Origin of the sequence: Nocardia sp. GTS18 (genome assembly GCF_013839555.1) — a bacterium.
Classification (GTDB): domain Bacteria; phylum Actinomycetota; class Actinomycetes; order Mycobacteriales; family Mycobacteriaceae; genus Nocardia; species Nocardia rosealba.
Genome location: NZ_JACBIU010000033.1, coordinates 38,850 through 51,823, shown reverse-complemented (window position 1 = coordinate 51,823; position 12,974 = coordinate 38,850). Strand labels below are relative to the sequence as shown.

The 12,974-nt window shown below is 69.1% G+C and carries 13 protein-coding genes; 8 read left to right on the top strand and 5 right to left on the bottom strand.

The features are described from left to right. Positions 1-112: 112 nt before the first annotated feature. From HYG95_RS21100 to HYG95_RS21090, 3 genes are all read right to left on the bottom strand, one after another. Positions 113-1,183, bottom strand: coding sequence for a hypothetical protein (locus tag HYG95_RS21100; RefSeq protein WP_181700321.1), 1,071 nt, complete (start codon positions 1,181-1,183; stop codon positions 113-115). 86 nt (positions 1,184-1,269) lie between these two features. Then, positions 1,270-2,781, bottom strand: coding sequence for a serine/threonine-protein kinase (locus tag HYG95_RS21095; protein WP_181700318.1), 1,512 nt, complete (start codon positions 2,779-2,781; stop codon positions 1,270-1,272). A 116-nt stretch (positions 2,782-2,897) separates the two neighbouring features. Next, a complete protein-coding gene (locus HYG95_RS21090; RefSeq protein WP_220139670.1) occupies positions 2,898-4,832 on the bottom strand; it encodes an N-6 DNA methylase in 1,935 nt (644 codons plus the stop codon). A 322-nt stretch (positions 4,833-5,154) separates the two neighbouring features. On the opposite strand from HYG95_RS21090, the gene HYG95_RS21085 reads away from it, so the two are divergent. The 3 genes from HYG95_RS21085 (at position 5,155) to HYG95_RS21075 (ending at position 6,758) form a co-directional block, all read left to right on the top strand. After that, entirely contained in the window at positions 5,155-5,742 is a 588-nt protein-coding gene (locus HYG95_RS21085) for a DUF4352 domain-containing protein (RefSeq protein ID WP_181700316.1), read from the top strand. A 72-nt stretch (positions 5,743-5,814) separates the two neighbouring features. After that, complete coding sequence (locus HYG95_RS21080) at positions 5,815-6,258, top strand: MarR family winged helix-turn-helix transcriptional regulator (RefSeq protein ID WP_181700314.1); 444 nt, start codon at positions 5,815-5,817, stop codon at positions 6,256-6,258. A 62-nt stretch (positions 6,259-6,320) separates the two neighbouring features. Beyond that, positions 6,321-6,758, top strand: coding sequence for a hypothetical protein (locus tag HYG95_RS21075; RefSeq protein ID WP_181700312.1), 438 nt, complete (start codon positions 6,321-6,323; stop codon positions 6,756-6,758). Here the strand turns inward: HYG95_RS21075 and HYG95_RS21070 are convergent. Both HYG95_RS21070 and HYG95_RS21065 read right to left on the bottom strand, forming a co-directional pair. Further along, positions 6,733-7,431: a type 1 glutamine amidotransferase domain-containing protein gene (locus HYG95_RS21070; RefSeq protein ID WP_181700310.1), complete on the bottom strand. Its 699-nt coding sequence runs from the start codon at positions 7,429-7,431 to the stop codon at positions 6,733-6,735. The two genes, HYG95_RS21075 and HYG95_RS21070, sit on opposite strands and share 26 nt — an antisense overlap. 29 nt (positions 7,432-7,460) lie before the next feature. Beyond that, on the bottom strand, positions 7,461-7,796 hold the full coding sequence (locus HYG95_RS21065; RefSeq protein ID WP_181700308.1) for a helix-turn-helix transcriptional regulator: 336 nt from the start codon (positions 7,794-7,796) through the stop codon (positions 7,461-7,463). Positions 7,797-7,874: 78 nt separating this feature from the next. Here HYG95_RS21065 and HYG95_RS21060 point away from each other — a divergent pair, with 78 nt between their 5' ends. From HYG95_RS21060 to HYG95_RS21040, 5 genes are read left to right on the top strand one after another with little or no spacing between them, the layout of a single operon-like run. Then, complete coding sequence (locus HYG95_RS21060) at positions 7,875-9,461, top strand: ABC transporter substrate-binding protein (protein WP_370465869.1); 1,587 nt, start codon at positions 7,875-7,877, stop codon at positions 9,459-9,461. A gap of 20 nt (positions 9,462-9,481) precedes the next feature. Continuing rightward, positions 9,482-10,435, top strand: coding sequence for an ABC transporter permease (locus tag HYG95_RS21055; protein WP_181700306.1), 954 nt, complete (start codon positions 9,482-9,484; stop codon positions 10,433-10,435). After that, a complete protein-coding gene (locus tag HYG95_RS21050) occupies positions 10,428-11,258 on the top strand; it encodes an ABC transporter permease (RefSeq protein ID WP_181700304.1) in 831 nt (276 codons plus the stop codon). The genes HYG95_RS21055 and HYG95_RS21050 overlap by 8 nt, the downstream gene beginning before the upstream one ends. After that, positions 11,255-12,331 (top strand): ATP-binding cassette domain-containing protein, encoded by a 1,077-nt coding sequence (locus HYG95_RS21045; RefSeq protein WP_255495586.1) that lies wholly within the window; start codon positions 11,255-11,257, stop codon positions 12,329-12,331. The genes HYG95_RS21050 and HYG95_RS21045 overlap by 4 nt, the downstream gene beginning before the upstream one ends. Further along, positions 12,318-12,965, top strand: coding sequence for an ATP-binding cassette domain-containing protein (locus tag HYG95_RS21040; protein WP_181700300.1), 648 nt, complete (start codon positions 12,318-12,320; stop codon positions 12,963-12,965). Before HYG95_RS21045 ends, HYG95_RS21040 begins: the two co-directional genes overlap by 14 nt. Positions 12,966-12,974: the final 9 nt, after the last annotated feature.

The window sequence follows — 12,974 nt, the reverse complement described above, 5'->3', positions numbered from 1 at the left end:
ACACCCGCACCGCCCCCGCCTTACCCGCCTAGGGGACGAGCCGTCATCGGCGCCGCCGTCCGGCATCGTCACATCGACGTGCCCGCCACGCGGGACTGGGAGCGTTCGCGGGTCAGATGAGCGGACGGTAGCGGCCGTCGGGGTCGGTGGTGAGTCTGCCTCGACGGGTCGCGAGGGTGAGGGCGGCTTCGATGCGGTCTTCGGCGATGCCGGTGCGTTCGTGGGCGAACTGGGTGAGGGTGGACCAGACCAGGTCGTCGAAGGTGGGGCGGTTGTGCTGGGCGACATGGGTTATCGCGTTCGCGATCTCCTCGCCGCAGATCGTCTCGATGGGGCGGGTGGTGCCGGGTGGGGTGAAGCGGAAGCCACGCCAGGTGCCGGGGTCCACGTTCGACGGCCAGACGAAGACACCGAGCGGGGTCGCGCGCACCAGTTCCTCGGGGACCTGGCCGAGCACGCAGATCTGTTGTTTCTCAGAGGGTTTCGGCACACCGAAGCGTTGGGCGACCAGTGTCACCAGGCGGCCGCGTTCGATCGGGCCCTCGATGGCGATGAGCTCGCGGACCGCGTCACGCACCCGGACCGGGATCGTCGCGGCACTGTCGCGGTCGAGGTCGACGGGCGAACCGAGCACGCTGATCGGTGCGCTCGCGTAGGGAATTCCGGTGGGCAGCCAGTGGTGGATGCTGCGGGTGCTCGTCACCCACTCGGGTGTCTGGGCGACGGTCGCCGCGATCGGCGCCGAAGGCGGAGTGTAGGCCGCGTACGAGAGGGGTTTGGGCGGCGTGACCGGAGGTTCGGGCCCAACGGGTGGCTGTCCGTCGGATGCGTGGCCTGCCGGTGGCGACCCGAAATAGGCGGCACCCGAGGCGACCGGGCCGACGTGCGGGTGGCCGGGGCCTACCTGCGAGGAACCCGAGCCGCCCGCATGCGGGATGCCCGCGGGCGGGGTGTGCCAGGTTTGCCGAGGGTAGCCGCGCCTTTTATGACGGTCGCCGATGACGAGCTGCCAGATCGACACTCCCGCGAGCGCGCACCCCGACCCGAAGAACACCACGGCCAGGGTGATCTCGAACGGGCTGCCGTTGCCGATTCCGGTGAAGTACCCGACGCTGCCGAGCAGCACCCCGAATGCCCCGGCCAGCAGCCCGACGACCCACCCGATTCTGCCGACCCACTGCACGGCACGATCTCCACTTCCGACGGCCGACACCGTCCCCTGTCAGCGATGCGAGCAGCTTACTCCGCCGGGGATGCCCCGGACGCGCCTCAGCAGCGGAGTTCGGCCGCCAGTGCTTCGATCTTGCGGCGCATCGGGTCGTCGGGTGGCCGTAGCACCGCGAGGTCGTCCCGTAACCGGGCGACGAACCTCGCAGCCCGCGCGTGGTCGCCCGCGGCGGGCAGGTGCTCGGCGAGTGCGAGCCGGACCAGCAGCGCGTCGTCACCGAATTCGTTGTCTGCCGAACGTATTTCACCGAGCATCCGGTACAGCTCGTCGACCGCGGCCGCGGCGGTGAGCTCGCCGAGCGCGGCGCGGCAACCGATCGCGGCTACCCGCGCCCGCCTGCCCCTGGTGCCGGTGGGCTCCTCGATCGCTTCGACCCGCTGCCACTGTGCCAGCGCCCGGCGTTGTTCACCGGAGTGCTCGAGCGCGGTGGCGATATCGCGGTGCAGGTCACCCAACTGCGGGCTGTCGGGCCCGAAGCGTTGCTCGGCTTGGTCGACGACGCCGAGCAGCACGTCGGCCGCCTGCGCGGCCCGACCGAGCGCGAACAGTTCGCGATACCGCGCGGCGGCCTCGGAAAGCCCAGCGGCGGGCAGCTCATGGGAAGGCTTGGGCGGCAGCGGTTCCACCACGATGTCTGCGGGCGGATTGGGTCGGCGGAAGAGCCGCGTCGGGTCGGGATGGGTCCGCGAGGCAGGGTCCTCCGGCGCGCCCGGCGCGGGCAGGAACGGCAGCAGCCGCTCGTAGACGAGTTGCGCGCTCGACGGCCGCTGCGCCGGATCCTTGGCCAGCAGCTCGAGGACGAGCTGTTCGATCGGGGCGGGCACGTCCCGGCGCAGTGTGCGCAGTGGTGTCGGCGGGTCGGACAGATGCCGGTTGTGGGTGTCGAACTCCGATCGGGCTTCGAAAACTCTTCGTCCGCTGAACATCTCGTGCATCACGCAGCCCAGCGCGTACAGGTCGGCGCGTGGTCCCGCCTCCTGCCCGTTCACCAGCTCGGGCGGCATGTAGGCGGCGGTGCCGAGAACCGATCCGGTCCTGGTGATCCGGCCCGTGCTCCCGTCGAGCAGCGCCGCGATCCCGAAGTCGATCACCTTCACCGTGCCATCGTGTGCGACAACGATATTGGCCGGTTTCAGGTCCCGGTGCACCACCGGCAGCACATGGGCATACGACAGCACCGTCGCGATCTGCGCGGCGATCGCGACGGCCCAGCCGACCGGCAGCTCACCGATCTCGGCCAGATAGTCCCGCAGCGTCACGCCGTCGATGTGTTCCATCACCAGGTACACGCTGTCGGCCCGCGCGTCGAGCACGGCGTCGAACACCTGGGGCACGCCGTGATGCCTGATCCGGGCCGTCACTCTGGCCTCACGGCGGAACCGGGCGACGAACTCGTCGACCAGGTCGGCACGGGACGCGAACTGGCGCACCGCGATCCGCTTCACGGCGACGGGCCGGTCGAGCACCGTGTCGTAGCCGGCCAGCACCTCCCCCATCCCACCGGCACCGAGCACTCCGGTGATCTCGTACCGCCCGTCGACGATCTCGCCCACCACTACCCCCGCTCGATACCGGCACCGGACGCCAGCACGATACTGCCCGGCACCGACCGGCACCGCCTCGACTACGCCGTCGGGGGTTGGCAGCGATGTCGTCGGCGGCTCCCCGACTACTTCGCCGGTGGCTCCAGTGCGCCCGCGGTGAGGCCCGTGGCGATGAGGTCGGCGGCGGTGCGGGCGGCGTCGGCGGTGGTGCGGGCGCTCACCCGGAGCTGGTGCAGCCGGCGGAATGCCGCGCCGTAGCGTTGCTGTTCGGCGATCGGCAGCAGCGGGATGCGCAGGCGCGCGGGATCGAGGCGGATGGTGGTGGTGCCGAACATGGCGGCCGCGTTGTCGGGGCTGCCGATGAAACCCGCGAAGAACCAGGGATCCACACGGGCGGGATCGGTGCGGAAGACGAGCACGCCCGGCCCGGGAACCGCACCGATATCGGCACCCTCGGCGACGCGGGCGCCCTGGGCGGCACCGTGGTCGTCGCGCAGCCGCGACACCAGGACATCGCCTTCTTCGATCGGCTCCCCCACCGGCGACCCGGGCGTCGTGATGCCCGACGGGTTGCGGCTGCCGAGCAGGTCGTGGCCCGTGAGGACCGGGCGCGCGTCGTCGTCGGCGGGGGCCGGGTCGGTGGTCGCGGTGACGATCCGCACCGCCTTACCGGCGATCAGGTTGCCGACCGCCACGTAACGCCAGTCCGTGCCGGGGGCCGAATTCCATTCGCGCACAGCCTCGGCCACCGCCCGCAGCTCGCCGAGGTGGTCACCGAGTACACCGATCGCGGTGTGCGCGGCGGCCGAGGCGTTGCCCGGGTCGACCGCCGCACGCACCTGACGGGCGGGCGTCAGATCCACATCGTCGTCGAGGACATCCATCACCCGAACCACGGCGGTGACATCGGGGACCGTCGCGGCCTGCGCGTCACCGGCGTCGAACGCACGCCAGGACTCGAGCACCGTGGTCGCCAGGTGCTGCCAGTCCGGCTGGTCCCCGCGATTCGGCAGACGGGTGGTGTCGGCGAACAGCAACGTGTCACCGGGACTACCGACACCGGGCCGGCGCAGCACCCACAGTTGCAGCCCGACCTGACGCGGCGTCGACGCGCCCGGCGGCAGCGCGATCACCGCGCGCAGCGCCCCGGCCCGCAACAGTTCCATGCGGATCCGCCGACCCGAGGAGCGTGCCGCGACGGCGGGCGGCAGGAGAAGTACCGCGGTCGCGCCCGGGCGCAGGTGGGCGATGGCGTGCTGCGCCCAGGCGAGTTCGGACTCACCGCGCGGGGGCACCGAATACACCCAGCGTGGATCGAGCGCGAGCTCGTCGGCACCCCAATCACGTTGCGAATAGGGCGGATTCGAGATGACCGCATCGAATTCGGTCTCGGGGAAGGCGTCGGCGAGCAGGGCGTCACCGGCGCGGATGTCGGACTTCGCCCGCGGGACGAGGATGTCGAGCGCGGCCGCGGTGCGGCCGGCTTGCACCGGGAGGATGTCCTGCCCGTTCAGCTGGGTCGCGCCGATGCGCGCGGCTTCGAGCAGCAGGGTGCCGCCACCGCAGGAGGGATCGAGCACCGAGCTCGGCGTGGGCGAGGACGCGGCGGTGAGCAGGTCGGCCATGAGTGCCGCCACGGGCTGGTCGGTCGGGTAGACGCCGGTACTCGGCCCGTCGAGGCCACGTTCGGACAGCACCGCGAGCGTCTGGGTGACGCCGACTTCGTCGATCGCCTCGCGGATGGCCTTGCGCACGGGATCGGCGGCTTTCGCACGGTTGTCGGCGACGAATGCCATGAGCCCGACGACCTCGTCGGGGGCGACCTCCGAGCGCAAGAGGGTGCGCAGCCGCTGCACCGGGGAATCGGCGGCGGTGACGCCATGGCCGCGCAGCCACTGCTGCACCTCGGCGAGGTCGAACAGCGGCCGTTTCTCCGAGCCGCCCGGCACGGGCGCGGGGAAGTCGGCGTGGCGGCGCCGCCAATTGCTGACGGTCGCACGAGTGACGCCTGCCAACCGCGAGATCTCGGCGGCGGCCACGGTGGGCGTCGAGTCCGGCATGGGTCTCCTCTCGGCCCCCGGCCCTACGGCCAGGTAGTCAAGGTCAAACCTTACATGGACTGATTACTTTTCCGTTCTGTCGTACACATTCGAAATTCGTAAAGCTTGAAAACATTGTTCTTCTGTTGCCAATGATGCATGTTCGGTGTAGCGTCCTTGCCAACGGAGCGGCAACCGGCCAGAAACCGCTCCTACCGCGTAAATCCATTGCGCGACAACACATTCACGCTGCGGCATCCAGCCGGGCAACCCCATCCCCACGACGCCGGACGATCCGTCCCGGCGCGATCACACCTGACCTTTTCCAGACGAGGAGCCAGTCATGTCCCACCCCCAGCACACCAACCCCGGTGCCCCGCAGCAGCCCTACTACCCGCAGCCGCCGAAGAAGCGCAAGGTCTGGCCGTGGGTACTCGGCGGCTTCCTGCTCGCGGTTCTCGCCCTCTTCGGCGGCTGCGCGGCGCTCATCGGCGGGGCAGCCAACGAGGTGGCCAAGAGCGAGCAGGCACGGTCGGTCGCCGCACCCGCGGGAACCGAGGTCCGCGACGGGAAGTTCGCGTTCACGGTGACGCAGGTCGACCCGCCGGTCCGCACGGTCGGCGACAACCCGTACCTGCAGAAGACCGCCCAGGGCGAATTCGTGCTCGTGCACGTCGAGGTGACCAATGTCGGCGATGTCGCCCAGCAGTACTTCGGAGCGAACCAGAAACTGATCGACGATCAGGGTCGCGAGTTCGCCAACGACACCTCGGCGGAGATCAATGTCAACGACGAGCTCGTCGCCGAGATCAATCCGGGCAACAAGATCTCGATGGTCCTGGTGTTCGACGTGCCGACCGGCACCGCCCCGGCAGCGGTCGAATTCCACGACTCGGCCTTTTCCAACGGTGCGCGGGTAGCGCTGAAGTAAGCGACCACGAGACTCGGCGCCCGGCGGTATCCGCCGGGCGCCGAGCCGTGTGCGTACGGGAAAATGCGGGGTATGACCACTGACGACGGGCGACCCGGACCGCCGACCATGAGCCCGAGCATCCTGGTGATCACGCTGTGCCGGCGGGTGGAGGCGGCGTTGGGAGCAGGGTTGGCGCCGTTGGATCTGACGGTGGCGCGGTTGGGGCTGCTCGGGCACATCAACGGCGTGCCGGGGGCCTCGTTCAGCGAGCTGGCGCGGATGTCGGGGACGAGCGTGCAGAGCGTGCACACCTCGGTGAAGGCGCTGGTCGCGGCGGGGTTGGTGCGAGACCGGACCGCACGGGCAGGGTCGGCGTCCACGATCGAACTCACCGAAGAGGGGGTCCGCTTGCTGGCGGCGGCACGAGAAGTGGTGTCGCAGGTCGATATTCAGCTCTTCGGTCCCGGGGCGGATCCGATCCAGCGACAGGTGGGCGCGGCGATTCTCGAGGCATTCTCGGGCGCCGCGCCCTAGTACTTTCAACAACCATGAAGGTTGCGCTACGCTTCAGCCATGTTGAAGGCTGGAGGTCGGTAGTGGAACATTTCTTGCTGTCGGTGCATGTACTCGCGGGCATCGTTTTCGTCGGTGGCTCGGCGGTCGCCACCAGTCTTTTCCCCCGCTACGCGCCGATCGCCGCCCCCGAGCCCGATTCGGTGCGCAGCCGGTCGGTGGCTGTCGCGATGCACCGCATCACCGGCAACTACGCGAAACTGGCGATCATCGTGCCGGTGGTGGGGATCATCCTGGCCACCATCCAGGGCCGGATGAACGAAATCTGGATCACCTCGGCCATGATCACCACGGCCATCGCGGGCGGCCTGCTCGCCGTGCAGATCCACCCGATGCAGCGCGAGGCACTCGACGAGCCCGACGACGGCAAACGCCTGCGGATGCTGTCGATGCTCGCGGGGATCTACAACCTGCTGTGGACGGCCGTCGTCGTGCTCATGATCGTGCGCCCGGGCGGCTGAGCGCGTCGAGGAAGACGGCGACGAGGTCGGAGGTCGAGGCGGGGTTCTGGCCGGTGTGCAGGCAGCGATCCGATTCCACGTGTGGCGCGAAGGGTTCGGCGCAGCGATAGTCGACACTGAGTTCGGTGAGCCGGTCCTGCAGGAGCCAACGCGCCCGATCGGCCAGCCCGTTGAGGTCTTCCTCGGCATTGCTGAATGCGGTCACGCGGTAGCCCGTGAAGTCGTCGCCGGTGGCGAGCAGGGCTGCGGGGCCGTGGCTGATCAGCGCCGTCGGCTTGTCCGCGCGGAGGGCGTCGCGGAGCAGCGCGGCGGAATCGGCGTTGCCTGCGAGGTCTTCCATCGGCCCGTAACCGCCGGGGTAGTAGAGGGCGTCGATGTCGGCGGCGGAGATCTCGCCGAGTGCGACGGGCTTTTCGAGAACCGTCGCGCCCTTGATCGTTTCGGCTACTTCCTGCGCTTTGTCGTTGCCGCCGTTGGCATTCGGCGCGAGGCTGCCCAGGTCGACGGGTGGCACCACCCCGCCGGGCGTCGCCACCGACACCTCGTGTCCCGCCTCGCGGAAAGCCAGGTAGGCGATGGTGAATTCGGCGGCCCAGTAGCCGGTGTAATGCTTGGCGCCGGTGGTGAGACTCCAGCGGTCGGCACCGGTCATCACGAACAGGATCTTCGCCATAATCGCCTCCCGAACAGGGCCGATCGACGTCAGGTGTGTTTGGCGCCGATGGTGTGCAGAATCTCGTGGATGATCGGGTCGGCGAGCCGGTTGGTGACCGTCCGGCCCTCCCGGCTCGATACGACGCACCCCTCGTGCCGCAACACGCGTAGCGCCTGAGAGATCGCGTTCTCGGTGCGCCCGATCGCGGCGGCGAGCTCACCCACGCTGATGCCGGGGGTGCGGTGCAGGCAGAGCAGGATCTCCAGCCGGTTGGGGTCCGACAGCAGGTCGAATCGCTGCGCCCAGGCGCGGATCTCGACATCACCGATCGCGCGCCTGCCGAGCTCGACCGGCGACCCGTCCAGTGTGCGTGGCTCTCCCATAACGCCCTCAGCTTAGTCGCCGTGTTCGGCACCGGACTATCATCTGTCCATCTGTTCAGATAAACAGCTAGGAACATCATGATGCGAATTCGGACCGCCACGGGGGCCGCGTTCGCGCTGGTACTCACCGCCTGCGGTGCGCCGACCGCCACGACCACTGATTCGCTGGTCCTCGCGGATGCCGCCGAACTGGGCGGATACAACCCGATCGCCGGTTACGGCGCGGCAGGCGAGGCGAAGGTCTACGACGGTCTGCTTCGGCTCACCGGTGGTTCCGGGATGCCCGGTTTCGCACCCGCACTGGCCACCGAGTTGCCGACCGCCGAACCTGGCGCCGCCGCGTGGACGGTGCCGCTGCGCACGGGCGTGCGGTTCAGCGACGGAACCACGTTCGACGCGGCCGATGTGGTGGCCACCTATCGCGCGATCCTCGACCCGGCCTCGGCTTCGGAGGTCCGTTCGTCGTTTTCGATGATCGAGCGGGTCGAGGCCGTCGATCCCGCCACCGTGCGATTCACGCTGCGGCATCCGTATGCCGCGTTCCCCACCAAGCTGCTCATCGGGATCGTGCCGTCGGAGGCGGTGGCCGAACCAGGACCCGCCACCGAGTCGGCGCTCAATACGAAGCCGGTCGGCACCGGGCCCTACCGGCTGACGACCCTCGAACCGACCCGCGCCGTCTTCGTGGCGAACGAGAACTATTGGGGCGGTGCGCCTGCCGTGAAGCGGCTCACGGTGCTCCACGTCCCCGACGACAACACCCGCGCCCAGCGGATGGCGAGCGGCGAGCTGGACGGAACCTCGCTGCCGCCGCTGCTGGCCGCCACCTTCGCCGATCGCGCGCCGATGTCGGTGCACGCCAACTCCTCTGCCGATTGGCGCGGTGTCTCCCTGCCTGCCGGTGATCCGGTGGCCGGCGATCCCGCTGTTCGGCTCGCACTGAATTTCGCCGTCGATCGGCAGGCCATGATCGACAACATTCTCGGCGGATACGGCCGCCCCGCTTACACCGCGATTCCGGAGGTATACGGCGAATCGCACAATCCCGCTGTATCTTTCGCGTTCGACCGGGCACGGGCCGAGCAGATTCTCGACGCGGCGGGCTGGTCGCGCGGTGCGGACGGCGTGCGCGCGAAACAGGGTGTGCGAGCCCGGTTCACGGTGATGTACAACTCCACCGACACCTTGCGCCGTGACCTCGCCATGGCTTTCGCCTCCGATGCTCGCCGGGTCGGTGTGGAGGTGGATCTCGAAGCGTTGTCCTGGGATCGGATCGAACCCCGGATCGAACGGGCAGGCATTCTGCTCGGCGGTGGCAGCGAGCCCTTCGATCCCGACACGCAGGCCTACAACACCCTGCACACCGTCGATCCGGGCGCGGGTAGCCCGTACGACAATGCGAGCCGCCACTCCGATCCCGCGATCGATGCCCTGCTCGAAAAGGCCAGGCGCACCCTCGATCCGGCTGACCGGGCGGCTGCCTACCGTGCGGTGCAGACCCGCTACGCCGAGGACCCGAGCCACGTCTTCCTCGTCCATCTGGACCACACCTATGTGGTGAAGGATTCGGGGTGGACGATGTCGGGACCGGTACTCGAACCACACGCGCACGGTGTGACGTGGGGGCCGTGGTGGTCGCTGCAGACCTGGACGCACGGCTCGTGAGGGGGCGTGGCATCGCGCGGATGACGCGGCGGCGGGTGCTGACGATGATTCCGGTGCTGGTCGCGGTGTCGGCGGCGCTGTTCGCGGCGGCCGCGGTGTCACCGTTCGACCCGCTCGTCGGGTACCTCGGCGACCGCTACGAAACCACCGGCGCCGCCGATCGCGCGGTGCTCGCCGGGCAATTGGGGCTCGACGTGCCCTGGTACCGGCTCTACGCGCAGTGGGCCGCCGACCTGTGCACCGGCGACCTCGGGGTGTCGCGCAGCTTCGCCCAGCCGGTGGATGACCTTCTCGCCCAGCGCATTCCGTGGACGATGCTGCTGGTGGCGGTCGCCATGACGGTGGCGGTCGCGGTGTCGCTCGTCGCCGGCGTGGTCGCCGGGATGCGGCGTGGTGGCCTGCTCGACCGGGTGGTGAGTGCCGCCTGCGTCGCCCTGCAGGGTCTGCCGCCGTTCGTGGTGTCGCTGGCCGCGATCGCGGTGTTCGCGGTGGGGCTCGGCTGGTTGCCGCCTGCGGGGCTCACCGATGCGGGCGCCGAGGTCGATGCGGGACAGGTGGCGCGGCACCTGGTGTTGCCCGCCACCGCCCTGGCGGTCTCACAGCTGCCGTGGTTGCTGCTCGCCGTGCGGGAAACGGTGGCCACCAATCGCGGTGAGGATTTCGTGGTGGGCGCGGTGACGCGTGGCATCGACACCGCGACCGTCACCCGCCGCCACATCCTGCCTTCCTCGCTGGCCCCGTTCGTCACGATCCTCGGTGCGCGGCTACCCGAAGTGGTGGTCGGTGCGGTACTGGTGGAGGAGATCTTCTCCTGGCCGGGGGTGGCCGGCGCCTTTGTGCAATCGGCGAAAGACCTGGATATGGCGTTGCTGGCCACGCTGACGGTCGCCACGACGGGTGCGGTATTGCTCGGCTCGCTGCTCGCCGACATCGCGGTGGTCCTGCTGGATCCACGGGTGCGAGCCGATGGGTGAGCGTGCTCGGCGGCGGCTCGTCGTCGCGGTCGCGGTGCTGGTCGCCGTGCTGATCTACGCGCTGGTCGTGCCGTGGCTCGGCGGCGTCGACGACCGGCTCACCGATTTCGCCGAGGCGCGGCGGGCGCCGTCGGCGCAGTGGTGGTTCGGTACCGATGCTGCGGGACGGTCGCTGTTCGTACGGATCGCGGCGGCGTTGCGCACCTCCTTGGTGGTCGCGGTGTGCGCGGCGGCGGTGTCGACGGTGCTCGGTGTGCTGGTCGGTGCGGTATCGGCGCTGGCAGGCGGGTGGGTCGACCGGGTGATGATGCGGTTCGCCGACACCGCCAATGCCCTGCCGCATCTGCTGCTCGGCATCGTGATCGTCGCGCTGTTCCGGGGCAATACCGTGGCCGTGGTGTTGTCCATCGGGCTCACGCATTGGGTTCAAGTGGCGCGGATCGTGCGGGCGGAGAGTCTGAGCCTGCGTGAACGCGACTATGTGGCGGCCGCAGTGCTTGCCGGGGCCGGACGTACCCATCTGTTCACCCGGCACCTGTTGCCCGCCGTGGCACCGCAAGCGTTGATCGCGGTGGTTCTGCTTCTGCCGCACGCGATCTGGCATGAATCGACGCTGTCGTTCCTCGGGTTCGGGTTGCCGCCGCACGAACCGAGTCTCGGCACACTATTGGAGGAGGCGCGGGGTTCGCTGTTGCTCGGCGGGTGGTGGACGTTGGTGTTCCCGGCGGGATTCCTGGTGGTGACGACCATTGCGGTCGCTGTGGCCGGGTCGTCGCTGCGGGGGCTTCTGATGCCGCCCAAACCTTCCCGGATTCCGCGATGAACGGGGCGGCCACAAGCCCCTGGGCGGACCTTCGGAAGGGGCTGCGGATCGATGGCCTGACGGTGCGGATTCCTGTGCGACGTGGCGCTGTCGTGCATGCGGTGAGTGAGGTGACGCTCGAAGTCGCGGCAGGCACGGTCACGGCGCTGGTCGGTGAATCCGGTTGTGGCAAGTCGATTGTCGCGAGTGCGGTGATGGGGGTCTTGCCGCAGGCAGCGGTGGTGAGTGGAGCTGTTCAACTCGATCTGAGTGACCGGAGCGTGCATATTCTCGGTGACCGCGTCGGTTCGAGCTCGTCGGCGAACGCTGGAACTGATTCCAGCCCTACGCGATTCACCAACCCGCAATCGATACCGGGGATCGCGGACACAGATAAACACAGGGGCAGCGCGTCCCGATGGTCGGCGCGTCATCGTCGCCACGTCGAACCGTACCGTGGTCGTCATATCGCGCTGGTACCTCAGTCCGCGAGTACACATTTCACGCCGGTTCGCACGATCGGCTCCCAACTCGCGGAGACTGTTGCGACGCTGGGAACCTCGCACACACCGGCGGACCTGCTACGGCGAGCCGGGCTCGAGCCTGCAACGCTGGACCTCTATCCACACCAGCTGTCCGGCGGAATGGCCCAGCGGGCGGCGGTCGCGGCGGCGCTGGCCGGTGATCCGGCGGTGATCGTCGCCGACGAACCGACAGCCGGACTGGACCGCGACCACACCGATCGGATCGGCGCCCTGCTGCGTGAGTGCGCCGACGCGGGTGCGGCCGTCCTGCTCATCACCCACGATCTGAGCCACCTGCTGCGGGCGGGAATCGCCGACACGGTGGCGATCATGTACGCCTCGCGGTTGATGGAGGTGGGGCCCGCGGCCGAGGTGTTCGCGGATCCGTGGCACGACTACACGCGCGATCTGCTCGCCGCGCTGCCGGAGAACGGTCTGCACCCACTCCCCCATCCACCACGGGAGCTGACGAATCTGTCCGACATCTGTCCCTACGCGGGCGGACCTACTGCGCTGGTTCCGCTGCGGCAACGCATGATTCGGAAAGGAATCGACGGTGCTCATCGCTGATTCGATCACTGTCGGTTACGGCAGCCCCGTACTCGAGGACGTGACGCTGACGATCTCACCCGGTGAGATCGTCGGACTCGGCGGCGAATCCGGTTCGGGCAAAACAACTCTCGCCGCCACATTGGCGGGACTACGCACACCCGCTGCGGGGCGGGTCACGGTCGACGGCGTACCACCCCGACGCGCACGCGGCACCACAGCCATGGTCTTCCAATCCCCCCGCGCCGCGACCAACCCTCACTTCACCGTCGCACAGATCATCGCCGAGCCCGCCCGAATCCATCACCGCCCCATCGATATTCCCGCCCTGGCAGCCGCGGTCGGCCTCACCCCCGACCTCCTCGACCGCCGCCCCCACACCCTCAGCGAAGGCCAGCTCCAACGCGCCTGCCTGGCCCGCGCCCTCGCCCAGAACCCGCGCTACCTACTCCTCGACGAACCGACCGCCATGCTCGACGCGGCGACAACCGCCGCCGTCATCCGCCTGGTCATCCAGCACGCCACCACCCTCGGCGTCCTCCTCATCAGCCACGACCCCGCCCTCCTCGCCGTCGCATGCAACCGCGTCCACACCCTCAACAAGGGCACACTTTCTCCACAACTCCCTCAGGCGGGGCTCAGCGAACCGATTTAGCGTGGCCGG